General features: G+C 70.1%; 19 protein-coding genes. 14 read left to right on the top strand and 5 right to left on the bottom strand.

Translation table 11 applies throughout. From position 1 onward, the window contains the following. The first annotated feature begins 138 nt into the window (after positions 1-138). The 10 genes from ndk (at position 139) to ACFYW9_RS20725 (ending at position 15,759) form a co-directional block, all read left to right on the top strand. Positions 139-552, top strand: a complete 414-nt coding sequence (gene ndk / locus ACFYW9_RS20770; RefSeq protein WP_059205347.1) for a nucleoside-diphosphate kinase — start codon at positions 139-141, stop codon at positions 550-552. Between the two features lie 440 nt (positions 553-992). Continuing rightward, entirely contained in the window at positions 993-2,012 is a 1,020-nt protein-coding gene (locus ACFYW9_RS20765; RefSeq protein WP_328669105.1) for a rod shape-determining protein, read from the top strand. A gap of 217 nt (positions 2,013-2,229) precedes the next feature. Then, positions 2,230-3,168: a rod shape-determining protein MreC gene (gene mreC, locus ACFYW9_RS20760; RefSeq protein ID WP_389152163.1), complete on the top strand. Its 939-nt coding sequence runs from the start codon at positions 2,230-2,232 to the stop codon at positions 3,166-3,168. Positions 3,169-3,186: 18 nt separating this feature from the next. After that, positions 3,187-3,858: a rod shape-determining protein MreD gene (mreD, locus tag ACFYW9_RS20755; protein WP_389152160.1), complete on the top strand. Its 672-nt coding sequence runs from the start codon at positions 3,187-3,189 to the stop codon at positions 3,856-3,858. A 205-nt stretch (positions 3,859-4,063) separates the two neighbouring features. After that, the gene (gene mrdA / locus ACFYW9_RS20750) at positions 4,064-6,322 is read left to right on the top strand and encodes a penicillin-binding protein 2 (RefSeq protein WP_389152157.1); all 2,259 of its coding nucleotides are present in this window, start codon (positions 4,064-4,066) and stop codon (positions 6,320-6,322) included. A 34-nt stretch (positions 6,323-6,356) separates the two neighbouring features. Continuing rightward, positions 6,357-7,553 (top strand): rod shape-determining protein RodA, encoded by a 1,197-nt coding sequence (gene rodA, locus ACFYW9_RS20745; RefSeq protein WP_389152154.1) that lies wholly within the window; start codon positions 6,357-6,359, stop codon positions 7,551-7,553. A 172-nt stretch (positions 7,554-7,725) separates the two neighbouring features. After that, positions 7,726-9,234, top strand: coding sequence for a CHAD domain-containing protein (locus ACFYW9_RS20740; RefSeq protein WP_389152151.1), 1,509 nt, complete (start codon positions 7,726-7,728; stop codon positions 9,232-9,234). A 134-nt stretch (positions 9,235-9,368) separates the two neighbouring features. Beyond that, positions 9,369-11,339 carry a TIGR03960 family B12-binding radical SAM protein gene (locus ACFYW9_RS20735; RefSeq protein ID WP_389152148.1) on the top strand — a complete coding sequence of 657 codons (1,971 nt, stop codon included), beginning with the start codon at positions 9,369-9,371 and terminating at the stop codon, positions 11,337-11,339. A 686-nt stretch (positions 11,340-12,025) separates the two neighbouring features. Beyond that, positions 12,026-13,519 carry an APC family permease gene (locus tag ACFYW9_RS20730; protein ID WP_389152143.1) on the top strand — a complete coding sequence of 498 codons (1,494 nt, stop codon included), beginning with the start codon at positions 12,026-12,028 and terminating at the stop codon, positions 13,517-13,519. An 875-nt stretch (positions 13,520-14,394) separates the two neighbouring features. Next, complete coding sequence (locus ACFYW9_RS20725) at positions 14,395-15,759, top strand: glutamate decarboxylase (RefSeq protein ID WP_389152140.1); 1,365 nt, start codon at positions 14,395-14,397, stop codon at positions 15,757-15,759. Positions 15,760-15,961: 202 nt separating this feature from the next. Here the strand turns inward: ACFYW9_RS20725 and ACFYW9_RS20720 are convergent, their stop codons facing one another. Continuing rightward, the gene (locus ACFYW9_RS20720) at positions 15,962-16,432 is read right to left on the bottom strand and encodes a VOC family protein (RefSeq protein ID WP_351862990.1); all 471 of its coding nucleotides are present in this window, start codon (positions 16,430-16,432) and stop codon (positions 15,962-15,964) included. Between the two features lie 233 nt (positions 16,433-16,665). On the opposite strand from ACFYW9_RS20720, the gene ACFYW9_RS20715 reads away from it, so the two are divergent. After that, the gene (locus ACFYW9_RS20715) at positions 16,666-17,190 is read left to right on the top strand and encodes a potassium channel family protein (protein WP_389152136.1); all 525 of its coding nucleotides are present in this window, start codon (positions 16,666-16,668) and stop codon (positions 17,188-17,190) included. 33 nt (positions 17,191-17,223) lie between these two features. On the opposite strand, the gene ACFYW9_RS20710 is transcribed toward ACFYW9_RS20715, so the two are convergent. Both ACFYW9_RS20710 and ACFYW9_RS20705 read right to left on the bottom strand, forming a co-directional pair. After that, on the bottom strand, positions 17,224-18,654 hold the full coding sequence (locus ACFYW9_RS20710; RefSeq protein WP_389152133.1) for a DUF2252 domain-containing protein: 1,431 nt from the start codon (positions 18,652-18,654) through the stop codon (positions 17,224-17,226). A 113-nt stretch (positions 18,655-18,767) separates the two neighbouring features. Next, a complete protein-coding gene (locus tag ACFYW9_RS20705) occupies positions 18,768-19,094 on the bottom strand; it encodes a carboxymuconolactone decarboxylase (protein WP_351862993.1) in 327 nt (108 codons plus the stop codon). A 316-nt stretch (positions 19,095-19,410) separates the two neighbouring features. Here ACFYW9_RS20705 and ACFYW9_RS20700 point away from each other — a divergent pair, with 316 nt between their 5' ends. After that, entirely contained in the window at positions 19,411-20,751 is a 1,341-nt protein-coding gene (locus ACFYW9_RS20700) for a hypothetical protein (protein WP_389152128.1), read from the top strand. A gap of 245 nt (positions 20,752-20,996) precedes the next feature. Here the strand turns inward: ACFYW9_RS20700 and ACFYW9_RS20695 are convergent, their stop codons facing one another. Beyond that, entirely contained in the window at positions 20,997-21,170 is a 174-nt protein-coding gene (locus tag ACFYW9_RS20695; RefSeq protein ID WP_351862995.1) for a hypothetical protein, read from the bottom strand. A gap of 323 nt (positions 21,171-21,493) precedes the next feature. Next, entirely contained in the window at positions 21,494-21,907 is a 414-nt protein-coding gene (locus tag ACFYW9_RS20690) for a hypothetical protein (RefSeq protein WP_389152125.1), read from the bottom strand. A 667-nt stretch (positions 21,908-22,574) separates the two neighbouring features. On the opposite strand from ACFYW9_RS20690, the gene ACFYW9_RS20685 reads away from it, so the two are divergent. Then, the gene (locus tag ACFYW9_RS20685; RefSeq protein ID WP_389152122.1) at positions 22,575-23,771 is read left to right on the top strand and encodes a hypothetical protein; all 1,197 of its coding nucleotides are present in this window, start codon (positions 22,575-22,577) and stop codon (positions 23,769-23,771) included. A gap of 48 nt (positions 23,772-23,819) precedes the next feature. Further along, positions 23,820-24,608 (top strand): TIGR03936 family radical SAM-associated protein, encoded by a 789-nt coding sequence (locus tag ACFYW9_RS20680; protein ID WP_351862998.1) that lies wholly within the window; start codon positions 23,820-23,822, stop codon positions 24,606-24,608. The last annotated feature ends 208 nt before the right edge of the window (positions 24,609-24,816 follow it).

The raw sequence follows: 24,816 nt of genomic DNA, 5'->3' as shown, positions 1-24,816 counted from the left end.
CCGGCCGTGGGGCGCGCGGGCGCGCGGCACCGGCGGACGGAGGCGTGGGCCCGTAGCACCTGACAGTGTGTGACAGCCACCAGGACACGCCCTGTAGCCTCGGTCATCCGCACCCGTGTGACCCGAAGGAGCTTTCCCGTGAGCCAGCGCACCCTCGTCCTCCTCAAGCCCGACGCCGTCCGTCGCGGCCTGACCGGCGAGATCATCAGCCGTATCGAGCGCAAGGCCGGCTGGCAGATCACCGCGCTGGAGCTGCGGACCCTGGACCAGGACACGCTGGAGCAGCACTACGGCGAGCACAAGGGCAAGCCCTTCTACGAGCCGCTGGTGGAGTTCATGGCCTCCGGCCCGGTCGTGGCCCTGATCGTCGAGGGCGAGCGGGTCATCGAGGGCGTGCGCGCCCTGGCCGGCCCGACCGACCCGATCGCCGCCGCCCCCGGTTCCATCCGCGGTGACTTCGGCGTGATCGTCCGCGAGAACCTGATCCACGCCTCCGACTCCGAGGAGTCCGCCGAGCGCGAGGTGAAGATCTTCTTCCCCGGCCGCGCCTGAGCGTACGGACGGCGGCTCCGTGGGGCGTCCGCGTGCACGGACGGTCACGGTCTCGCGTACGGACGGCCTCGCCGAGATCACGGACGGCCTCGCCGAGGCCGTCCGGGCGATCTCCGGAGCACACCGGGCAGTGCATTTTTCAAAGATTTTTCTGAGACTGCGTCAGTGCGGCCACGGCAGTCTGACCTGGGACGGCCGTGAAAAATCCGGCCGTCCTGTGGCATATGCGCGCTGATCGAGGGAACGCGTGACCCCGATGGCGCGTCTCCACAAGCGAGTCGCTCCGCCATCTGCCGACAATGGCCAAGACCCTCGCGCAGTGTTCGTGCAGGCGCGTCTACGATGGAAGCGTTCACGTCGCTGCACCAACCTCGCGCCGTCCCTAAAAAGCCGTCAACGTTCGCTTTGGGAAGGCCAGACGAATCCTGATGGGGAACTCAATGTCGTTCATCGGCCGTGACATGGCTGTCGACCTCGGGACCGCCAACACGCTGGTGTACGTCAGGGGCCGAGGGATCGTACTCAACGAGCCGTCCGTCGTCGCGATCAACACCAACACCGGCGGGATCCTCGCGGTGGGCGCGGAAGCCAAGAAGATGATCGGGCGGACGCCGGGCAACATCGTTGCCGTGCGCCCGCTGAAGGACGGCGTCATCGCCGACTTCGAGATCACCGAGCGCATGCTCCGCTACTTCATCCTGAAGATCCACAAGCGGCGCTATCTCGCCCGCCCCCGTGTCGTCGTCTGTGTGCCCTCCGGCATCACGGGCGTCGAGCGCCGTGCCGTCATCGAGGCGTCGTCCCAGGCCGGCGCCCGCCAGGTGCACATCATCGAGGAGCCCATGGCCGCGGCCATCGGCGCCGGCCTGCCGGTCCACGAGGCCACGGGCAACATGGTGGTGGACATCGGCGGCGGCACCACGGAGGTCGCGGTCATCTCGCTCGGCGGCATCGTCACCGCCCAGTCCATCCGCGTCGCGGGCGACGAGCTGGACAACGCGATCATCCAGTACATCAAGAAGGAGTACAGCCTCCTTCTCGGTGAGCGGACGGCCGAGCAGATCAAGCTCACGATCGGTTCGGCGTACGACCTCGACACCGAGGAGCACACCGAGATCCGCGGCCGGGACCTGGTCTCCGGACTGCCCAAGACGGTCGTCATCTCGGCGTCGGAGGTCCGCAAGGCGATCGAGGAGCCGGTCAACGCGATCGTCGACGCCGTGAAGACCACGCTCGACAAGTGCCCGCCCGAGCTCTCCGGCGACGTGATGGACCGGGGCATCGTCCTGACCGGTGGCGGAGCCCTGCTGCGCGGCCTGGACGAGCGGCTGCGACGTGAGACCGGCATGCCGATCCACATCGCGGAGGACCCGCTCGACAGCGTGGCGCTCGGCTCCGGCAAGTGTGTCGAGGAGTTCGAGGCGCTCCAGCAGGTCCTGGACGCCCAGCCCCGCAGATGAGGTAACACTTCGATGCCGCCGTACGAGATCAGCCCTTCTCGTGCGGCGGATCGTTGGTATGGAGGCATAAACTCCTGCGACATAGAGTCATAACCTCCCCCATAACAGCCACCCCGTCACACCCCCCACCCCAGCCTCATCGCACCCGTGGGCATCCTTTTCGCCCGGGGCGCGCCCCTGTTGACCCAATACGACGAGGAAGGCACGGCCGCCGCACGTGAGGGACACACGAGAGAGCCGGCTGCTCCTGGTGCTGCTGATCGCCATCGCGTTCGCACTGATCACGGTGGACATCCGCGGCGGGCAGGACTCACCGGTCGACGGTGCCCGCCAGGCCGCCGCGACGGTCTTCGGCCCGATCGAGAACGGGGTGGCGTCCGCGGTCGACCCCGTCGGCAACGCGATCTCCGCGGTCCGCGACTCGGGCGAGCGTCACGGTCGCGTAGCCCAACTGGAGCACGACAACGCGGCGTTGAAGGCGAAGCTCGGCAGCGACGACCGCAACCGCAGCCGCCTCAAGCAGCTCGACAAGATGATCAAGGTGGCGGGCGAGGGCCAGTACGGCATCAAGGGCGCCGAAGTGATCGCCATAGGGGCGGCCCAGGGCTTCTCCTGGACCGTCACCATCGACGTCGGCGCCAACGACGGCATCCAGCGCGACATGACCGTCCTGAACGGCGACGGACTGGTCGGCCGGGTCACCACCGTCGGCCCCGACACCGCGACCGTGCTCCTCGCCAACGACCCCGACTTCACCGTCGGCACCCGCATGGAGTCGACCGACGAACTCGGCTTCGCCTCGGGGCAGGGCGACCGCCCGCTGCGCGTCGAACTCCTCAACGCCAAGGCGAAGATCAGGAAGGGCGACCGGCTGGTCACCTTCGGCTCGCAGTCCGACAAGCCGTTCGTGCCCGGCGTCCCCGTCGGCGTCGTCTCCCGGGTCGACCCCTCCGGCGGCGACCTGACCCGCACGATCTACGTGACGCCCTTCGTCTCGTTTACCAAGCTCGACATCGTCGGCGTCGTCGTCGCGGCCCCCAAGAGCGACCCGCGCGACACCGTGCTGCCACCCAAACCCAAACCGACGCCCACGCCGACCGTGACCGTGACGGTCACCCCCTCGGCGAGCGCCATCGACCCCGGCCAGCAGCAGTAGCAGGAGGAGCCGAATCCCATGCGTTTCAACCGGATGCTGCTCTCCGTCACCCTGGTGGTCGTCGCCCTGGTGATCCAGGTGAGCGTCCTGGCCCGGCTCCATCTCCCGGGCGCCGTCCCCGACCTGGTGCTGCTGACCGTGCTCGCCCTCGCCCTGGTCTACGGCCATGTCGGCGGCGCGCTCATCGGCTTCGGCGCGGGTCTGCTCTCCGACCTCGCCCCGCCCGCCGACCACGCCGCCGGACGCTACGCCCTCGTGCTCTGCGTCGTCGGCTATCTCGTCGGCCTCGCCAAGCCCGAGAACGGCAGGCTCAAGTCGGCCACCGGACCCATGATCGTGGTCGTCGCCGCCGCGATCGGCTCCACCGTGCTCTACGCGGGCGTCGGCGCGCTCGTCGGCGACACCGCCGCCCGCCACGTCGGACTCAGCAGCCTGCTCGTCACGGCCGCCCTCTACGACCTGCTGCTCGCGCCCTTCGTCGTGCCGGTGCTGATGGCGCTGGCCCGGCGGGCCGAGAACGATCCGCTCGCCGACGGCGGTTCGGCCTCCAAGACGGCCGACGTCTCCTCGGGCTGGCTGTCCTCCGGCACCGGCCTGCGCATCGGCAGCCAGCGCGGCGGACTGCGCGTGAAGGCCGCCAAGGCCCGCGTCGCCCGTGCCGGACGCATCAAGGGGGTCAAGCGACTGTGACGACAGCGACGCGCCCCGCCCGGCGAAGAGCCCAAGCGCCCCGGACGGCACGTGACGTGACCGGCCGCCAGGTCACCGCGCACAGGTTCGCCGTGTACTCGTATGACTCGTATGACTCGTACACGCACTGAGAGGGGGAGGCAGCAGCAGTGACCAACGCCCACCCGTCGCCCACCACCACCCTTCCAGCGGATGGGCCGCGCCCATGACCAACATTCCCGAGACCGGCCGGACCCCACGGGTCCAGATCCGGCTCGTCGTCATCCAGATCCTCGTACTCTCCCTCCTGGGCACCCTCGGCGGACGCCTCTGGTTCCTCCAGATCCGCAACGGCGACGAATACGCCAAGGAAGCCTCCGGCAACCACGTCCAGCAGGTCGTCCAGCCCGCCGTACGCGGCTCGATCCTCGATGCCCGGGGCGTCCCGCTCGCCGACAACGAGACCCGGCTCGTGGTCTCCGCCTCGCGCACCGACCTGATGAAGATGGCGGACGACGGCAAGGCCGTCCTCACCAAGCTCGCCGGCGTCCTCGGCCTCAAGCCCAAGGACGTCATCCAGAAGGTCCGCCTCTGCGACGCCAAGACGCCGCAGCCGTGCTGGAACGGCTCGCCCTACCAGCCGATCCCCATCACCGACAAGGCCACCGCGCGCCAGGCCCTCCAGATCCGCGAGCGCTCCGAGGACTTCCCCGGCATCACCGCCGAGCCGGAGGCCGTGCGCCGTTACGCCGCCCCCGGCAAGGCCAACACCGCGCAGGTGCTCGGCTACCTCTCGCCCGTCACCGACGACGAGATCACCAAGGCCAAGGACACCGACTCGCCCTACCTCCGCTCCGACCAGGTCGGCCGCTCCGGCCTGGAGCGCGAGTACGACAAGGCCCTGCGCGGCAAGGCCGGCGTCACCCGCTACGAGGTCGACAACCTCGGCCGGGTCATCGGCAAGGCCAAGGCCGACAAGGCCGAACCCGGAGCCAACCTCGTCACCAGCATCGACGCCCGCGTCCAGCGCGTCGCCGAGTACGAACTGAACGACGCGATGAAGGTCGCCCGCACCGCGTTCGACAAGAACACGAACCAGAACTACAAGGCGGACTCCGGCGCGGTCGTCGTCATGGAGACCAAGACGGGACGGGTCGTCGCGATGGCGTCCAACCCGTCGTACGACCCGAACGCCTGGGTCGGCGGAATCTCCGGCAAGGACTACACCAAGATCACCAGCAAGAGCTCCAACTACCCGCTGCTGAACCGCGCGATCCAGGGCCAGTCGGCCCCCGGGTCGATCTTCAAGGTCGTCCCGACGGCCGCCGCGGTCAACGCCGGCTACTCCTTCGACGGCCCCTACCAGTGCGCCAGCTCGTACTCGATCGGCGGCCAGGTCTTCAAGAACTTCGAGTCCAAGGGGTACGGCCCGATCAGCCTCGGCCGCGCTCTGGAGGTCTCCTGCGACACCGTCTTCTACAGCCTCTCGCACGAGGAGTGGAAGAAGGACGGCGGCATCAAGCCGAAGAAGAACGCCAAGAACTGGTTCTACAAGACGGCCCACCAGTTCGGTCTCGGCCAGGAGACCGGCATCGACCTCCCGAACGAGGTCACCGGCCGCGTCCCCGACCGCCAGTGGAAGGAGAACTACTGGAAGGCCAACAAGGACGTCTGGTGCAAGTACGGCAAGAAGGGCGGCTCGTACGCCCAGCAGATCGCGTACGAGAACTGCCTCGAAGGCAACCGCATGCGTGCCGGTGACTCCGTCAACTACTCGATCGGCCAGGGCGACACGCTCGTCACCCCGATCCAGATGGCGACGATCTACGCGGCCATCTCCAACGGTGGCACGCTCTACGAGCCGACCGTCGGCAAGGCCATCGTCAGCGCCGACGGCACGAGCGTCCAGCAGATCAAGCCCAAGTCGAACGGCAAGCTGCCGATGTCGCGCAAGACGCGCGACGAGATAGACGGTGCCCTCGCGGGAGTCGCGACCCGCGGTACGGCCGCCTGGCGGTTCGGCGGCTGGCCGCAGGACAAGATCCCGATGCACGCCAAGACGGGTACGGCCGAGGTCTACGGCAAGCAGACGACCTCATGGTTCGCCACGTACACCAAGGACTACTCGGTCGTCATGACGATCTCCCAGGGTGGTACGGGCTCCGGCGCCTCAGGCCCCGCGGTGCGCAAGATCTACAACGCGCTCTACGGCATCTCCGACGAAGGCGTCATCGACAAGAAGAACGCCCTCCTGCCCACCCCGCAGAAGGGCCTGCCGAAGATCCAGACCGACGGCACGATCGAGGTCCCGGCCATCTCCAAGGACCCGGCCAAGGACCAGCAGCGCAGCCAGGCCCCCAAGGAGAGCACCACGGACCCGGACCTGCCCGCCGGTACCACCGCCTCGCCCAACACCGCCAACCGCGTCACCCGACGGCGTACGGCCCGCCCGCCGAAGGGGCGGGGGAAGAGGATCCTGACATGACGAGGGCGGCGACCAAGGCACTGAGGATCCTGACATGACCGGAGCCAACAACTTCTCCGTCTCCCGGTACGGACCCGAGCGCGCGGGCTGGACACGGCTGTTCGCCCGCGACTCGATCACCCGAAGGCTCGACTGGCCGATACTGCTGTCGGCCGTCGCGCTCTCGGCGATCGGCTCGGCCCTCGTCTACTCGGCGACCCGCAACCGCACCGAGATCAACCAGGGCGACCCGTACTTCTTCCTCGTCCGCCATCTGATGAACACCGGCATCGGCTTCGCCCTGATGGTCGGCACGATCTGGCTCGGCCACCGCACCCTGCGCACGGCCGTCCCGATCCTGTACGGCATCTCGGTCTTCTTGATCCTGCTGGTGCTGACCCCGCTCGGCGAGACCATCAACGGCCAGCGCAACTGGCTCGTCGCCGGCGGCCTGTCGCTCCAGCCCGCCGAGTTCATCAAGATCACGATCATCCTGGGTATGGCGATGCTGCTGGCCACCCGGGTGGACGCGGGCGACAAGCAGTACCCCGACCACCGCACGGTGGTGCAGGCACTGGGGCTCGCGGCCGTCCCCATGGCGATCGTGCTGCTCATGCCCGACCTCGGCACGATCATGGTCGCGGTCGTCATCGTGCTCGGCGTGCTGCTCTCCTCCGGCGCCTCCAACCGCTGGGTGTTCGGCCTCATCGGCGCGGGCGCCCTCGGCGCGGTCGCCGCCTGGCGGCTGCAGGTCCTCGACGAGTACCAGATCAACCGCTTCGCGGCCTTCGCCAACCCCGAACTCGACCCGGCGGGCGTCGGCTACAACACCAACCAGGCCCGGATCGCCATCGGTTCCGGCGGCCTCTTCGGCACCGGCCTCGGCCACGGCTCACAGACGACCGGCCAGTTCGTCCCCGAGCAGCAGACGGACTTCGTCTTCACCGTCGCGGGCGAGGAACTGGGCTTCGTGGGCGCGGGCCTGATCCTGCTGCTCCTCGGCGTCATCCTGTGGCGCGCCTGCCGCATCGCCCGCGAGACGACCGAGCTGTACGGCACGATCGTCGCCGCAGGGATCATCGCCTGGTTCGCGTTCCAGTCGTTCGAGAACGTCGGCATGACCCTCGGGATCATGCCGGTCGCCGGTCTGCCACTCCCGTTCGTGTCCTACGGAGGATCCTCCATGTTCGCGGTCTGGGTCGCGATCGGGCTCCTCCAGTCGATCAGGGTGCAGCGCCCGATGTCGGCCTGAGACCTGTCCGACGGCAGCGGCGGGCAGCGTCGGCGGGCCCCACGGCCGGACCCCGGGTGTCGCCTCGTGGAACGCGAGGTGACACCCGGCCCAACGGGAAAAGACGACCTCCGGCCAAGCCCGGGCCGATTGGGTACTGCCCACAGCCCGCAAACGCGTCTAGATTCGGTTCATGGCGGACACGAAGCGCGAGATCGAGCGCAAGTACGAAGGTCCCGCGGCCGACGGCGGTACCGAGATGCCGGACCTGAGCGGCGTCACCGGCGTCGCGCGCGTCGTCGACAAAGGTGTCGCCGAACTCGACGCCACCTACTACGACACCTCCGACCAGCGACTCGCCGCCGCCTCGCTCACCCTGCGCCGCCGCACCGGCGGCGACGACGCCGGCTGGCACCTGAAACTCCCCGTCTCCGAGGGCGTGCGCGACGAGATCCGGGCCCCCCTCTCCGACACCGTGCCCCGCGCCATCACCGGCCTCGTCCGGTCCCGCGTCCGCGACGCCGAACTCGTCCCCCTCGTACGCCTGCGGTCCGCTCGTGACATCCGCCACCTCGTCGACGACTCCGGCGCCCTGCTCGCCGAGGTCAGCCTCGACCGCGTCCGCGCGGACCGGCTCGGCGGCGACGGCACCGCCGAATGGACCGAGCTCGAGGTGGAACTCGCCGACGACGGCGACCCCGCCTTCCTCGACAAGGTCGAGAAGAAGCTCCGCAAGGCCGGCCTGAGCCGCTCCGCCTCGTCCTCCAAACTGGCGAAGGCGCTGAGCACGACCGGCAAGCGCGCTAAGAAGCCCGCCCCCCAAAAGGCCCCGGACACCGCGGGCGACCACGTCCTGGCCTACCTCCGCGCCCAGTACGACGCCATCGTCGAACTCGACCCCGCCGTCCGCCGCGACCTCCCCGACTCCGTCCACAGCATGCGCGTCGCCACCCGCCGGATGCGCAGCACCTTCCGCTCGTACGGGAAGATCCTCGACCGCGCCGTCACCGACCCGATCGGCGACGAGCTGAAATGGCTGGCCGGCGAGCTCGGCGTCGACCGCGACCAGGAAGTCCTCACCGAGCGGCTCACCGAGTCCCTCGGCCGACTGCCCCGCACCCTGCTCTCCGGACCCGTCCGCACCCGGCTGCGCACCTGGGCGCACGCCCGCCACGGCGGCTCCCGGCGCCGCCTGATCTCGGTCCTGGACGGGAAGCGCTACCTCGCGCTGCTGACCGCGCTCGACGCGCTCGTGGCCGACCCGCCGCTGCTCAAGGGGGCCGGGGGCGACCCCGCCAAGGTGATCGCCAAAGCCGTCCGCAAGGACTTCGGAAAGGTCTCCGACCTCGTCGAGCAGGCCCTCGACCGGCCGCCGGGCGCCGACCGCGACCACGCGATGCACGAGGCCCGCAAGAAGGCCAAGCGCACCCGCTACGCCGCCGAGGCCGCGGCCCCGGCCCTGGGCGGACCGGCCGCCGGCCTGGTCAAGTCGATGAAGTCGCTGCAGAGCCTCCTCGGCGACCACCAGGACAGCGTGATGACCAGGGAAGCCCTGCGGGAACTGGCCGCCCTGGCCCACGCGGCGGGGGAGAGCTCGTTCACGTACGGGGTGCTCTACGGCCGTGAGGAGCAGCGCGCCGCCGAGGCCGAGGCGGCACTGCCGGGGACCTGGGAGAAGATCGAGGCACAGGCGGCGGTCTGAGCGCGTCGCCGCAGGCCGGAGCGGGGGTGGGCGGGGAAGCCGGCGCCCGGTGCCGGTCCGGCGGTGCGGCGGGTCCCTCCGGTCGCGTTACGCTAGATGGTCACCCCCACCATCAGCTCACGAAGGTTCGCGAGATGCCTGCCGAAACCGCCGTGTCGGTCTTCCCACAGCTCGAAGCTCTGCTCCCGCATGTGCAGAAGCCGATCCAGTACGTCGGCGGAGAGCTCAATTCCACGGTCAAGCCCTGGGACGCCTGTGACGTCCGCTGGGCTCTGATGTACCCCGACGCCTACGAGGTCGGCCTGCCCAACCAGGGCGTCATGATCCTCTACGAGGTGCTGAACGAGCGCGAGGGCGTCCTCGCCGAGCGCACGTACAGCGTCTGGCCGGACCTCGAAGCGCTGATGCGCGAGCACCGGGTCCCGCAGTTCACCGTGGACAGCCACCGCCCGGTGAAGGCCTTCGACGTGTTCGGCCTGTCCTTCTCCACGGAGCTGGGCTACACGAACATGCTGACCGCCCTCGACCTGGCGGGCATCCCGCTGGAGTCCAAGGACCGCACGCTCGACGACCCGATCGTCCTCGCGGGCGGCCACGCGGCCTTCAACCCCGAGCCGATCGCCGACTTCATCGACGCGGCGATCATCGGCGACGGCGAGCAGGCCGTGCTCGACATGACGGAGATCATCCGCGCCTGGAAGGCGGAGGGCCGCCCCGGAGGCCGCGAGGAGGTCCTCTTCCGCCTGGCGAAGACGGGCAGCGTCTACATCCCCGCCTTCTACGACGTCGAGTACCTCCCCGACGGCCGGATCGCCCGTGTCGTGCCCAACAAGTCGGGCGTCCCGTGGCGCGTGTCCAAGCACACGGTCATGGACCTGGACGAGTGGCCCTACCCGAAGCAGCCCCTCGTCCCCCTGGCCGAGACGGTCCACGAGCGCATGTCCGTGGAGATCTTCCGCGGCTGTACGCGCGGCTGCCGCTTCTGCCAGGCGGGCATGATCACCCGCCCGGTGCGCGAGCGTTCCATCACGGGCATCGGCGAGATGGTGGAGAAGGGCCTCAAGGCGACGGGCTTCGAGGAGGTCGGCCTGCTCTCCCTGTCCTCCGCCGACCACTCGGAGATCGGCGACATCGCCAAGGGCCTGGCCGACCGGTACGAGGAGGACAAGATCGGCCTGTCCCTCCCCTCCACCCGCGTGGACGCCTTCAACGTCGACCTGGCCAACGAGCTGACCCGCAACGGCCGGCGTTCGGGCCTGACCTTCGCCCCCGAGGGCGGCTCCGAGCGCATGCGCAAGGTCATCAACAAGATGGTCTCGGAAGAGGACCTGATCCGGACCGTCTCCACCGCCTACGGCAACGGCTGGCGCCAGGTGAAGCTGTACTTCATGTGCGGCCTGCCGACGGAGACGGACGAGGACGTCATGCAGATCGCCGACATGGCGATGAACGTGATCGCCGAGGGCCGCAAGGTCTCCGGCCAGAACGACATCCGCTGCACGGTCTCCATCGGCGGTTTCGTCCCCAAGCCGCACACCCCCTTCCAGTGGGCGCCGCAGCTCTCCGCCGAGGACACGGACGCCCGCCTCACGAAGCTCCGCGACAAGATCCGCGGCGACAAGAAGTACGGCCGCTCGATCGGCTTCCGCTACCACGACGGCAAGCCGGGCATCGTCGAGGGCCTGCTCTCCCGCGGCGACCGCCGCATCGGCTCCGTCATCCGCGCCGTCTACGAGGACGGCGGCCGCTTCGACGGCTGGCGCGAGCACTTCTCGTACGCCCGCTGGATGCGCTGCGCCGACAAGACCCTTCCCGCCTTCGGCGTGGACGTCGACTGGTACACCACCCGCGAGCGCACCTATGAGGAGGTCCTGCCCTGGGACCACCTGGACTCGGGCCTCGACAAGGACTGGCTCTGGGAGGACTGGCAGGACTCCCTCGACGAGACAGAGGTCGAGGACTGCCGCTGGACTCCGTGCTTCGACTGTGGCGTCTGCCCGCAGATGGACACCCAGATCCAGATCGGCCCGACGGGCAAGAAGCTGCTGCCGCTGACGGTGAAGAACGAGGGTCCGACGCCGGCCGCGAGCGGTCACTCCCACTGACGTGAGCGGGCACTCGATCGGGTGATTGAGGCGCCGGCGGGGGCTGGCGAGGACGGGGTGACGACTGCCCTGTCCGCAGCGGGCGTCCCGCCCCCTCGCCCGCCAGCGCCGCCAGCACCCCTTCGGACGCCGTTGCCGGGCCCTGAGGCTTCGCCGCACATCGTTTCCGAGGTGGAGTGGGTCTGAGGCCCGTATCGGCTTCTGCGTGACATGCATGACCCTGCGAGCCCCCTTTCCTGACTGGGAAGGGGGCTCGTCGGTGTTCGTCGGTGCGTGAATGAGTGCGACCGGGCTCCCTGTCGGAAGCCGCTCTTGTGGTGGGTCCTACTGGTCTGCCTTGTCGGTTTCCCGGTCCTTGAGAAGGCCCCGCCTTGATGTTCCAGTTCTGTGGCTCCACCAGGATCGTCTTCCATACCCGCCGCCGACCGCCCGGCTGCGGTTGGTGTGACGGGGGGATTCATACGGCGGCGGCCTTCGGGCCGCTGTGACTGCGGCTTCCTCGCGCCGAGCACGGGCACCAGGTTGAGCCGGACGTGGAACGCGTACCCGGCATATGTGTTCCGCTCGCGGGTGCGCGGCTTCCCTGACGTGTCGTACAGGAAGAAGGCGTGACACGGATGGTGAAGATGGGGCACTGGCCGTGAAACGTGCAGGGGCATGGCCGGACGGCCCCGACGGAAGGTGTGGTGGCTGAGGTGGCTGAGGTGGCGGAAGGTCCGGCGGAAATTCAGGCGGGCGAGCGGGTCGAGACTTCCGTGGAACTCGGGGGCTACCAGCAGGAGCTGAAACGGACGCTCGGCTCCTTTCAGGTGTTCGCGATCTCGTTCGCGTTCATCTCGGTGGCCGTCGGTATCTTCGCGACCTACGACGACGTACTGCAGACCGCGGGGCCGGTCGGGATCTGGCTCTGGGTCATCGCGGCGGTGGGACAGGTCCTGGTGGCGCTGGTGGTCGCGCAGCTCGCCGCCCGTATCCCGCTCAGCGGCTCCTCCTACCAATGGGCGTCACGGTTGACCAACCCGAAGATCGGCTGGGGGTTCGGCTGGCTGGCCTTCTGCTATCTGGCGATCGGTGTGGTCGCGGTCGACAACGCGCTGGCGAGCCAGGCGTTCATGCCGCTCGCCGGCATCGAGCCGGACGAGGGCACCGCGCGCCTGATCACGGTCGTGGTGCTGCTCGTCCAGGCCCTGCTCGCGGTGGCCTCGACACGCCTCGTCAGCCTGATCAACACGGGCGCTGTAGGGATCGAACTGGCGCTTGTCGTGGTGGTGGCGATCGCGCTCACCATCGCCGTGGTGGTCACGGGTGACGGCGCGGCCGACAATCTCGTCTCGCGCGGTGTCACCGAGAACGCCCCCGACTACTTCGCCGTCGGCGGCGGGCTGATGCTCGCGATGATCATGGGCCTCGCGACGCTCGTCGGCTTCGACGCCGCGGCGAATCTGGCCGAGGAGGCCAAGGACCCCCATCGCAGCGTGCCGCGGGCGATCGTGGGATCGGTGGTGGCGGCCGGATTGCTGGGCATGCTGTTCCTGATCGCGCTCACCGTCGCGATCGATGACATCCCCAAGGTCACCGCCGACGGCTCACCGGTCGCGGCGATCATGCGCGATCAGCTCGGTCCGGTGATGGAGAAGGTGCTGCTGGTCGCGATCACCTTCGCGTTCTTCGGCGCCGGGATGGTCGTGATGGTCGCTTGCTCGCGGATGATTTTCGCGATGTCGCGGGACTCGCGCTTCCCCGCCCACCGGCTGATGCGACGGGTCAACCCACGCACGCAGACGCCGATCCCGGCGACGGTCCTGATCTTCACCCTGGGGGTCGTCCTGATGGTCGCCCTGCCGGGTGCCGCACTCCTGGAGCTGATCACGGCGTCGACGATCCTCCCCGCGCTCACCTACGGCTCGACGGTCGTCCTCTACCTGGCGGTGCGCAAAGGACTGGATCGCAAGAAGGGCGCATTCGACCTGGGGCGCTTCGAGCTCCCCGTCGCGATCTGCGCGCTGGCGTGGACGCTCGTGGCGCTGTTCGTCCTGGTGGCACCCCGGGAAGCGCTCGTCTCCGTCGTGATCGTGGTCGGCCTGCTCGCCGCGGGCGGGCTGTACTTCCTCTTCATGCTGAAATTCGACCGCGAGGGGCTGGAGACCGAGCCCGGAGACATGAGCGCCTTCAAGCATTGATCTTCCGAACCGATGCCCCCGCACCCCGGACACCCCCGTGACCCCGGAGACCGAGGCCGAGGCGACCGCGATGGCCGCCCCGGTGGGCGGCCTGCCGTAAGACAGCGCGCGTAGTAGTCGGCCACCGGCGTGGCGAGTCCGGCGCCCGCGTTGGCCGGCCGTCGCACGTTCGCAGATCGGTGTAGGGTGAACCTTTGCGAAGGGGAGTAGCCCTGAGACACCAGTCGTCGACACACTGGAACCCGGTTTCGGGTTCCCGGTGGCTGGGCCCGCGGTCGTTGCGACGTGGGTGGGCGAGACCTTCGGCCCGTTGTCGACGACGTATACGCGTGTCGGCGGGGTCGAAGCCGCCGCCTCTCTTTTCGCGGTCGTCCTCGATGGCCCCGCCGGCGCGGGAAAGCCGGAGGACCCGTCATCTCTGCCGCGGACGATCCCACCTCGCCGTGCTCGCGCACGGGTCAGCCGTCGAACGCCTTCGTCCCCGCGCGGGACTGCTGGATCTGCACGGTCGTCCACAGCGTCGCCGAAGCCGCTTGGCGCGGCGAGGAAGGGCTGACCCTGCGTCACTGGTTGTCCGTGACCGCCAGCGGCATGCAGCACCGCATGCGAGATCACGGCCTGTCTCCGCGGGGCCGTCCGCGACTCGACTGACGTCGCGCCTCCGGGAGCGGTCCCGCGACACCGCTGGAGCTGGTCGGCGCACCGGACAGCGGTCGCGCGCGACCCCGGCCCGCACGGTCGCGCGGGCCGCCGAAGGGGTCACGGTCGTCCCGCCGGGCGGCGGAGGTCCCGACCGGGCCCGCGGTTGGTTCGCGGCCGCACCGGTGCGGCGTGTCCGCCGTCGCGGCGGGCTCCGCCGCTGTTTGAATCGCGGCATGAGCAAGCGTGACGATTCGGTCCTTTTCGGTAACCGGTTCCTGACCGTGCCCGCTCCCTCGGAGACTTTCCCCGAGGAAGGTATGGCTGCGACGGATGCAATGAGGCTCGTGGATGTGGATCTCGCCATGGAGGGTGACCCGCAGCGCAACCTCGCCACGTTTGTCACCACTTGGATGGAGCCTGAGGCGCAACGGCTGATCGCCGAGAATCTCCACCGCAATTTCATCGACCATGCGGAGTACCCGATTTCCGCCGAGATCGAGCAGCGTTGCGTGCGCATGCTCGCCGACCTCTTCAACGCGCCGGGCAGGACGACCGGATGCCGGACCCAGGGCTCGTCCGAGGCGATCATGCTCGGTGCGCTGTCGCTGAAGTGGAAGTGGCGGGAGCGTCGCCAGGCGGCAAATCTGTCGGTCGACCGCCCCAACCTGGTCTTCGGCGGGGACGTCCACGTCGTGTGGGAGAAGTTCTGCCGCTACTTCGACGTCGAGCCGCGGATCGTGCCGCTCGCCGAGGGCAAGTACACCATCGGACCGGAGGACGTGGAGCCTCATCTCGACGAGAACACGATCGGCGTCGTCGCCGTCCTGGGCACCACGTTCACCGGCCACAAGGACGATGTCGTCGGGATCGACAAGCTTCTGCGGGACGTCCGCAAGGAGCGGGACCTCGATATCCCGATCCACGTCGACGGAGCCAGCGGGGCGTTCGTGTGGCCCTTCCTCTACCCGGACTCGAAATGGGACTTCCGACTCGAGCAGGTCCGTTCGATCAACGTCTCGGGACACAAGTACGGCCTGGTCTACCCCGGCATCGGCTGGCTGGTCTTCCGCGAGGAGTCAGATCTGCCCAAGGACCTCGTGTTCGAGGAGAACTACTTGGGCAAGACCGACTCGACGTTCACGCTGAACTTCTCCACCGGTGCCTCGATGGTGCTCGCGCAGTACTACAACTTCGTCCGGCTCGGTCGCCAGGGCTACACGTACGTCATGAAGATGATGCAGGAGAACGCCCAGGCGCTGGCGGAGAACCTGCGGAGCGGCGGTCGCTTCGAAGTGATCGGCGGCGACCTCGAACAGCTGCCGCTGGTCGCTTTCCGTCTCGCGGGCAAGCACGCCTACGACGAGTCCGACGTGGCCTGGCAGCTCTCGGCCGAGCGCGGCTGGATGGTGCCGGCGTACACGCTCCCGCCCAACGCGGAGCGGGTGAAGATCATGCGTGCCCTGGTCAAGGAGACGCTGAGCCGCGAGCAGATCGATCGCCTGGGCCAGGACATCGACGACGCGTGTCGCACTTTGGACGACAAGGGTGCGACCCATGGGACCGAGCGGGCCCAGGTCAAACGCGGCACCGGCTACTGACGTACCTCCCGCCCCAGGCCGCACGCACCTGCCGGATCCAAGGATGTGGCGGGGTGGGCGAGAAGGCCCGGTCCTGGACCGGCCTGCCGTAGGACGGTGGTCCGGCCCGCCGACGGGCAGGAAACCGAGCCCCTCCCCGTCCGGGAGGGGCTCGGCGTGGCGGTCGGCCGCACGACGACGCGCACGTGCGGAACGCGGTGGGTCAGGCCGGGGTGTCGGCGTCCTGCGCGGAGGCCGCGAACTCCTCGGGGCCCTGCTCCGCCGCCGCCGGGTCCATCCACATGACCTGCCAGCCGTGGCCGTCGAGGTCGTAGAAGCTGCGTGAGTACATGAAGCCGTAGTCCTCGGCGCCGTCCGCCTCGGAGCCGCCCGCCGCGAGCGCGGCGGCGCTGACCGTGTCGACCTCGTCGCGGGACGACACGCTGAAGCAGTACAGCGCCAGCGTGTGCGTGGTGGGATCGGCCATCGGCAGTTTCGCGAACTCCGCGAACTTCTCGCGGCTGAGCAGCATGACGAAGGCGTCCTCGCCGACCAGCATGCAGGCGGAGCTCTCGTCGGTGAACTTCGGGTTGAAGCCGAACCCGAGCCCGGCGAAGAACGCCTTGCTGCGCTCGAGGTCGGACACGGGGATGTTCACGAACAGCATGCGGCCGGGGTGTGCGGGAGCGGTCATGGCGGGTCTCCATGCGGTGGTTTCGACGGGTGTACGTCCTGGTAGACCGGCGCGGCCGGCGGAACTCATCGGTGGATCTCCTCGGTCTGTTCCCGGGCGGGCGGCGTGGCCGCACGAGCCATTTCGGTGAGTTCGTGGTGTGCCGTCCGTACGGCACCGGGACCATTCGGGGAGAGTGGCTGTCCAGGAGCCGGCCGGGGTCGTACGGCATCGGGTGCGTCCGAGAGGGGATCGTGGACAGGAAGCGGCGCAGCGGACGTCGGACGGTCGTGCTCACGACGGTGCGGTGCGTCCTTGTCGCGGCCGCCCTGGTCGCCGCCTACTACCTGCTGCCGCTGGACTCGGCCTTCACGGCGACGTCCGTCCTCGTGCTCCTCGGCGGGCTGGTGGCGGTGGCCCTGCTCATGGGGTGGCATGTGCGCGGGATCGTGAGTTCCGAGCGTCCCAGGCTGCGTGCCATGGCGGCGCTGGCGACGGTACTTCCCCTGTTCCTGCTGCTCTTCGCCACGACCGACTACCTGCTGGATCGCAGCGCACCGGGCAGCTTCAGCGAGGCGATGTCGAGGACCGACGCCCTCTACTTCACGATGACCGTGTTCAGCACGGTCGGGTTCGGCGACATCAGCCCGCGCAGCGAGCCGGCCCGGATCCTTGTCACGGGACAGATCACGGCCAACCTTCTGCTGCTCGGCGTGGCCGCCCGGGTCCTGGTGAACGCGGTCGAAGAGGGCCGGCGAACGCAGGGCGGGGCGGGATAGCCGGCCGGCCGCGCCGGGCGTCCGAGGGGCCGGTCAGCCGGCGGGAACGTCCTCCGCGGGCAGTCGTCCCGCCTTCACCGCGTCGACGAGTGCCTGGTGGTCGCGCTCGTTCTGGTCGGCGTACGCCTCCGCGAAGGTGACGAGGGCCCGGTCGAAGGAGTCCTTCCCTCCCAGGTAGGAGGCGATCGCGATCCGGTCGCCGGACCGTGCGTGCGCGCGGGCGAGGGTGAGGCCGCAGACGCCGCCGAAGGTCTCCAGCTGAAGGGGCGACATCGTCTCCGGCATCGCGATGCCCTTCCAGTCGCGCAGCTGCCGGACGTAGAAGTCGCGGCGTTTGCCGTCGATGCCGTCCACGCGTTCCCAGCCGAGGAACATGTCGCTCGCCGCCTGCATCAACCGCTGTCCCGCGACGACGCGTTCGCCCTGGTTGCGGTACTGGCTGGCCCCGACGTGGTCGGCGAGGACGGAGGTGTCGGCTTCCTTGGCCTGCAGGAACAGCGGGTCGCGGCCGTCCCGTCCGAGGAGCAGGACGATCCAGCACCGGGTGCCGACGCTGCCGACTCCGACCACCTTGCGGGCGACGTCCGCGAGTTGGTAGTCGTCCAGGAGGGCGCGCCGGTCGGACGGCAGGGTGATCCCGTACCGCTCGATGAGTCCCCGGAACTGGCGCTCCAGCGTGGTGCGTTCGGCGTCGGGGAGCAGGTCGGCGATGGGGACCAGCAGCGGGGGGTCCGGCGCGATCCTCGGCCGGCCGTCGACCTGGCGCGTGAGTTTGTCGAAGACCTGCACGGTGTCGCGCGAGCGGGCCTTCGCCAGGGCGTGGTCGAGTTTCTTCCGGCCGCTCCCGCGGAGCCGGTCCGTCGTGAGGTCCTTGAGGCGCTCGGCGTCGATCTTCGCGTACCAGACGTCGAGGTTGCCCATCCCGGCGAAACGGCGCATGGCCTCCCGGTACGAGCGCACGGTACCGCTCACGATCCGGGCACGCTCGGCGTCGTCGAAGCCGTTCGCCCGGGCGGCGATGACGAAGCTCGCCGACAGCCGTTTGACGTCCCACTCCCACGGCCCCGGCAGGGTCTCGTCGAAGTCGTTGATGTCGAACATCAACTTCCGCTCCGGCGAGGCCAGCAGCCGGAAGTTGAGCAGATGGGCGTCTCCGCACAACTGGGCGTCGATTCCCGAGACGGGACCGCCGGCCAGGTCGGATGCCATGATCGCCGCGGCGCCCCGGTAGAAGCGGAACGGGGACTCGGTCATCCGGCTGTACCGGATCGGCACCAACTCCCGCACCCGGGCCGCGGACTGCTCCTCCAGGATCGCCAGCGGGTCCGGTCTCTTCGGACCGGGCCTGTACACCGCGTGCTTCGACCGCGGACAGCGGCGACGCGCCTCCTTGCCGAGGGCCGCGCGCTCCGCGGGTGTCGCGTGGGGCGACGTACGCATGGCCGTGCTCACGTGCTTGGGCATGGGCGGCTCTCCTGTCCGGCTCCGCTGCCCCCGGGGACCACGGCGTCGGAGCGCTGCCGTGGTCCCCCACCTGGTGTGCCGTGCCGATCGGCTCTTCCCGGTGGCGTCGGTTCTCAGCCCTGCTCTTGGATCTCGGCGTCGGCGACAGCGATGGCGATGCCGAGTGCTGCCGTGATGTTGCCCGCTGCCGTCATGACGCGGGCTGTGCCCACGATGGGAGCGATGGCGACCAGGACGTCCTGCAACTGGGCCGTGGTGATGCCTGTTTCCATGGCGGGGCCGATATGGGCCATGTAGGAGATCGGCGGGGCGTCCGAGGCGGCCAGGGCCGCGATGCGCGTGAGCAGCAGCATGTCCGGGGCCAGCCCGCACCGTTCGATCGAGTCGACCGTCATCGCGGCGAGCGTGTCCAGGACAGGGGTTTCCGACGCAGTGGCCATGTTCGGGTGCCTTCCGGTGGACTTCCGGCGCCGGTGGGAAGCGGCGGAGCATCGAGCATCCGCGAGCGCCGGGTTCCCTCAACGGTAGATCCGTCCCGGGCACCCCGCATGGCGGCTCGGATCGCCCCGGTCGGAGCGGGCGCCGTGGGCCGGGCACCGACGGATCGGCCACCAAGGGGCCGGAAGCGCGGGCCCCGACGATCACCGGGCGTCGGCGGACGGCTCTCCTAGCCCGTACGGCCCGTCCGGGCGTGCCGTTTCTCCGCGCGGCGACGGAAATGGAGGCAGGCCGTCCCCGATGAGCCCCGGAGCATCCATGACCAGCCCCCGCGATCCGTTCGAGCCCGACGCAGTCCCGGAGAAGGACGCGGGTGACGCGGCGGGGAGTGGGCACAAGGGCGGCTCGACGGCCGCGCGGATCGCCAGGAACACCGCTTCCGCGGTGCTCATCGTCCTCACCTGCGTCCTCGTACCGATCGCGCTGCTCACCGTGTGGGTGCACGACATCGCGCTGGACACCGACCGGTACGTGGCGACGGTCTCCCCGCTGGCCTCCGATCCCGCGATCGAGGACGCGGTGATCAAGCGCGTCACCCATGCCGCCGACGTGCGGGTCGACGGCAGCCAGGCGGCCTCGGACATCGCCGCGTGGCTCCAGGCGCAGGGCCTGCCGCCGAAGGCCGCACAGGCCGTGAAGGGGCTCGGCCCCCAGCTCGACTCCGCGGTCGACGACACCGTGCAGAAGGTGGCCACGCGCTTCGTGCGGAGCGACCGCTTCGAGAAGATCTGGACGAGCGCCAACCGAGAGGCCCACGCCGCTCTCGTGCACGCGCTGACCGGCCAGGGCCGGGGAGCCGTCGGCGTGAACGGCGGAACGGTCACCCTGAACGTCGGCGAAGCCGTCGACCAGGTCAAACAGTCGCTCGTGGACGCCGGCCTGTCCCCGGCGGCCGCCATCCCCGACGTCGACAAACAGATGGTGCTCCTCCAGTCCGACCAACTGGAGAAGATCCGCGGCGGAGCTCATCTGCTGGACGTGATCGGGAACTGGTTCCCCGTGCTGGTCGTGGTGATCGGCGCCGCCGGGGTGCTGCTGGCCCACCGGCGCCGACGAGCCCTGGCCCGTACGGCGCTCGGCGCGGCCTTCGCCTGCCTGGTCGTGGCCGTCGTCCTGGTCGTGGCCCGCCGCTACTACCTGGACCACCTCCCCTCCCAGGTCCAGTCGGAGGCCGCCGCAGCAGCGGTCTTCGACACGCTGCTCCACTTCCTGAAGGTCAGCCTCCGCACGGCGATCGTGCTCGGCGTCGTCATCGCGCTCGGCGCCTACCTCATCGGTCCCGGGCGGCTGCCGATCGCGGTCCGCGGTACGTCCGAGCGGGCCGCGGACTCCGCGGCCCGGTGGGCGTACGCCCATCAGGTCCGCACCGGCCGGGCGGGAACCTGGGCGCAGGCGCACCGCCGCTGGATCACCCTGGTCGCGCTGCTGGTCGTCGCCCTGGTCTTCGCCCTCTGGAACCACCCCACGGTCCTGACGATCCTGCTGCTCGTCCTCGTCCTCCTGGCCCTGCTCGCGATCCTCGCGCTCCTCGCGGCCTCCGGGCGCGCCACGACCGAGGCGGAGAAAGCCGCGCCACCGGCGCCGGAAGGCGGTCGCTGAGCGGTCGGCCACCCCGGTCACCGCTCGGCCGCCGCTCGGCCACCGAGGGCCGGCCGGACGGTCGGACGACCCGATTGCCTGTCGTGCCTTTCGCGGGATGCGAGGTCCGGGTCGGCGGGCCCACATCGGCGGGCCCACCTCGGCGGGTGGAACCCGTCACCGGCACGGTCCGCACGGTCGCGGAGGCAGAACGGGGCTCCTCCGGGCCCGGCGGCCGGTCCGAGGCGTCATGAGCGGCGGAGCCGTCAGCGTCCGAAGGGTCCCTTGACCTGTTCCTTCGTGCCGCGCATCCTGCCCCGTGTCTCCAGCGCGGCGCCCTTTGCCGCGAGGGTTTCCTTGTGCAGCGCGTGGGCCGCCTTTCGCACGGTCCTGCCGACGACCTGTTCGGCCTTTGCCCTGGCCCGTTCTCCGGCACTCATCGCAGCACCTCCGCACATCTCACCGGCCGGGTTCCCCGGTGGCGGGTGGGAAAACCGGACCACGCCGGTTCCGCCGGTGAGGCCGGGACGCCGGCCGCGTCGATGTTCAGGACGCCGGGCCGCCGCCGGCTTCGGCCTCTGGACGTCCGGACCGGGCCGTCCACCCCCGGGCAGTCCACCCCGGGGCATCCGGGTGGGCGGCTTCGTCGTGCCGGACCGGCCCGCTTCCGGGGGCTTCGGGGGAGTGACCGCCGGACGGCATGCCGCGAGGGGTGTCCGAGCCGCCGCCGGTCGCCCGCCCTCGGACACCCCTCCGCTGTCGGTCATGCCCCGCCGTTGAGGGCGTCGGGCGTCGGCTGCCGGGCGACCAGGATCCAGGGCTTGGGACGGCCCGTGCGGTCGGCGCAGTTCAGCGTCGCGGGGTGGGTGGTGGTGAACGCGACGCAGGCGGCTTCCCAGACCTGACCGGTGGTGGTGATGACGTCGAACTTGATGCGCTTCACCGTCTCGGACCGGTTGTGCGCGTTGACCGTGACGTCACAGGGCAGGCCGGCCGCGCCGCCCGCGGGATAGTCGGGACGGGCGCTGAGGTCGGTCCACAGGAGCGTCTGCTGCTCACCCGCCCGCTGGTCGCGGATGCCCGCGTACGTCCTTCCGCCGGTCAGCGCGAGACGGATCTCGAAGTCCGCCGATTCCTGCGCGGCGTCGATCCCGACGCAGGGGCCCGTCGGACCCACAGGGCCCACAGGGCCCACAGGGCCCACAGGGCCCACAGGGCCCACCGGACCCACCGGACCCACCGGACCCACCGGACCGGTGGCGCCGGTGGCTCCGGTGGCCCCGGTCTGGCCGGGTGGGCCCTGGGGTCCGGCGGGCCCCCTCGGGCCCCTCGGGCCCCTGCACCACCTTCCGTCGCCGGGGCGGTGCGGTCTGCATCCGTCGCTGCCGTCCGGGGTGAGGTCCGCCGGTGTCGCGGGGCCGACCACGCCCGACGCCATCACCAGTGCGAGCGAGGCGACCACACCCGCCCTCTTGAACCGGCCGCGGGCCGGCGGGCCCGGCAGGCGGGCGGTCCGGGACTCGGGATTCATACGGGGGCGCTCCTTGCGTCGGTCGGTGGAAAATTCCAGAAGCCGATCGCGAGCTTTACCCGTCGACGCCGGTCGGACCGGCGCATACCGAGGAACTCGCCATACATATCATCAGATCAGCTCAATTCGGCAACGTCTGGTGACTCCGGCTCAACTGTCGGCCGGTGATCCGAAGTTGGACTCACCGCGCCCTGGGGGTCCGCTCGGCAGGGTGAAGGCGTCGGTGCCCCACGGAGCGCCGATACGCGGAGTGCCGATATGTCGAGTGCCGATATGTCGCATCCAATGTGGCGGCCGGTGCGTCTATGCGGGTATGGATCTGGAAAAGCCGTCCGCCGCCCCGCCCGGTACGCAGGCCGAGGGATGTCTCGCTGTCGCGATCCGTGTTCCGGTGCGGATCGTGGTGCTCGTCCTCGTCGTGCCGGTACGGATGGTGTGGGACGCGCTCGTCGTCGGCGGAAGGTTTCTTCGGGACACGCTGTTCCGGCCGCTGGGGCGAGCGCTCGGGCGGGTTCTCGGGTGGGTGGGGCGGGCGCTGTTCGTGTGGCCCTGGGTGGCGCTGTGGCGCTACGTCGCGCTCCCGCTCGGCCGCGTACTGGCCCGGCTCGGGCAGGTGCTGCTCGTCGTGCCCGCGGTCTGGCTGTACCGCACGGTCCTGACCCCGGTCGGGCACGCCCTCGCCCGGGCGGCCCGAGGGGCCGGTGCCGTGCTCGCCCGGCTGTTCACGGGCGGCGTGGCCGTGCTCGGCCGGCTCCTCGGTGGTCTCGCGGCCGCGGCCGGCTGGGTGTACGCGCGGCTGCTCACGCCCCCGGGGCACGCGGTCGCCTGGCTGTTCAAGGGCGCCGGCATGGTCCTCGCGGCCGTCGCGATCGGGGTGTACACCGTTCTCGCCCGGCTGGTGCGGTACCTGCTCGTGGTCCCCGCCCTGTGGCTGTACACCTGGGTCCTGGCCCCCGTCGGCAGGGCGGTCGCCTTCCTCGCCGACCGGTTCGTACGGCTCGTACGGCTGATCTTCGTGGGCATCGGTACCGCGCTCTACTGGACCGCCCGCGTCCTGCTGGTGCTTCCCGCTCTCGCCGTGTGGCGCTGGGTCCTCGCGCCCGTCGGGCGGGCCCTCGCCGTCGTGGCCAGGGAGATCGGCGAGGCCCTCGGGCACGCCTGGCGGATCGCCGGGTACGTCTCGCTCGCCGTCGGACGGTTCCTCGCGCGTCTTTTCCGGTGGACTTTCGTCGAACCGGCGCGCTGGGCCTACCGGACCGTGCTGACACCGGTCGGGCACGCCGTACGCGATCTGGTGCTGAAGCCCGCGGCCGAGGCGGCGCGCGGGATCCGGCGGACGGCGCGGCAGGCTCTGGAAGCCGCCCGGGACAGCGCGCGGCAGGCCCGCGCCGACTTCCGGCGCATGCTCTTCGGAACGCCCCCGGAACCACGGCCGGTCGCCCGGCGGGAACCAGCGGCCCCCGACACACGTACTCTAGGTAGCAGTACGACCGCACTCATGAAGGACTGAGCGACACTGGGCAAGCGACAGCCCGAAGGCCCGCCGCCCGCACCCGCGGTGCAGCGCATCCGACTGCGCTACACCAAGCGCGGCCGCCTCCGGTTCACCAGCCACCGTGACTTCCAGCGCGCCTTCGAGCGTGCCCTGCGCCGTGCCGCCGTACCCATGGCGTACTCGGCAGGGTTCACGCCGCATCCGAAGGTGTCGTACGCCAATGCCGCACCCACCGGCACCGGCAGCGAGGCGGAGTACCTGGAGATCGCGCTCACCGCGAAGCGCGACCCCGAGAAGCTGCGCGAGCTCCTCGACGAGTCGATGCCCCAGGGGCTCGACATCATCGAGGCGGTCGAGGCCCGCGTCTCGGGTCTCGCCGACCGGCTCACCGCTTCCGTGTGGGAGATGCGCCTCGACGGCGTGGACCCGGCGGACGCGGAGCGCGCGGTGGAGGCCTTCAACACGGCCGAGACCGTGGAGGTCAGCCGCAAGGCCAAGAACGGCATGCGGACGTTCGACGCCCGCGGTGCCGTGGCGAGCCTCGAAACCACCTCCGAGACGCACAGTCCACAGGCTGATAGGCCGACCGACCAGCCCTGTGCGATACTGCGGCTGGTTGTTCGGCACGTGACGCCTGCCGTTCGACCCGACGACGTCCTGTCCGGTCTTAGCGCCGTGGCCGACCTGGCGCCGCCGGTCGCCGCAGCGGTGACCAGGCTGGCGCAGGGGCTGTTCGATGAAGAGACCGGCACGGTGACCGACCCGCTCGCGCCCGACCGCGAGGCAGTCGCAGCCGCCCCAGCCGATCGCACAGGGGCCGCCGAAACTGCCGCCGCGAAGGCGTCGGCGTAAGGAAGGTCCCGCGTAAGGACAGATGTCGTAGCGTCGCCCTCGTATCCGGGAGCCACCTGGGTCGGGCAGCGCACCGACCTTAAAGACTTTCGCCAGGCCGTACGCACACATGGTGTACGGAACCGGCGAGACAGGACAAAGAGAGCTCCCGTGCGGCGCCCGCGCCCCGGACGGCGGCACCGCGCATCGCGCGAGCCGCGGACGTCAC

The organism is Streptomyces sp. NPDC002698, assembly GCF_042888945.1.
Taxonomy (GTDB): domain Bacteria; phylum Actinomycetota; class Actinomycetes; order Streptomycetales; family Streptomycetaceae; genus Streptomyces.
This window is presented reverse-complemented; position numbering and strand designations above follow the sequence as displayed.

Coding starts and splice junctions, on each gene's coding strand:
- ACFYW9_RS20765 (WP_328669105.1), top strand. CDS start 993: ATGTCGTTCATCGGCCGTGACATGGCTGTCGACCTCGGGACCGCCAAC.
- mreD (WP_389152160.1), top strand. CDS start 3,187: ATGCGTTTCAACCGGATGCTGCTCTCCGTCACCCTGGTGGTCGTCGCC.
- mrdA (WP_389152157.1), top strand. CDS start 4,064: ATGACCAACATTCCCGAGACCGGCCGGACCCCACGGGTCCAGATCCGG.
- rodA (WP_389152154.1), top strand. CDS start 6,357: ATGACCGGAGCCAACAACTTCTCCGTCTCCCGGTACGGACCCGAGCGC.
- ACFYW9_RS20740 (WP_389152151.1), top strand. CDS start 7,726: ATGGCGGACACGAAGCGCGAGATCGAGCGCAAGTACGAAGGTCCCGCG.
- ACFYW9_RS20735 (WP_389152148.1), top strand. CDS start 9,369: ATGCCTGCCGAAACCGCCGTGTCGGTCTTCCCACAGCTCGAAGCTCTG.
- ACFYW9_RS20725 (WP_389152140.1), top strand. CDS start 14,395: ATGAGCAAGCGTGACGATTCGGTCCTTTTCGGTAACCGGTTCCTGACC.
- ACFYW9_RS20720 (WP_351862990.1), bottom strand. CDS start 16,432: ATGACCGCTCCCGCACACCCCGGCCGCATGCTGTTCGTGAACATCCCC.
- ACFYW9_RS20710 (WP_389152133.1), bottom strand. CDS start 18,654: ATGCCCAAGCACGTGAGCACGGCCATGCGTACGTCGCCCCACGCGACA.
- ACFYW9_RS20705 (WP_351862993.1), bottom strand. CDS start 19,094: ATGGCCACTGCGTCGGAAACCCCTGTCCTGGACACGCTCGCCGCGATG.
- ACFYW9_RS20700 (WP_389152128.1), top strand. CDS start 19,411: ATGACCAGCCCCCGCGATCCGTTCGAGCCCGACGCAGTCCCGGAGAAG.
- ACFYW9_RS20695 (WP_351862995.1), bottom strand. CDS start 21,170: ATGAGTGCCGGAGAACGGGCCAGGGCAAAGGCCGAACAGGTCGTCGGC.
- ACFYW9_RS20685 (WP_389152122.1), top strand. CDS start 22,575: ATGGATCTGGAAAAGCCGTCCGCCGCCCCGCCCGGTACGCAGGCCGAG.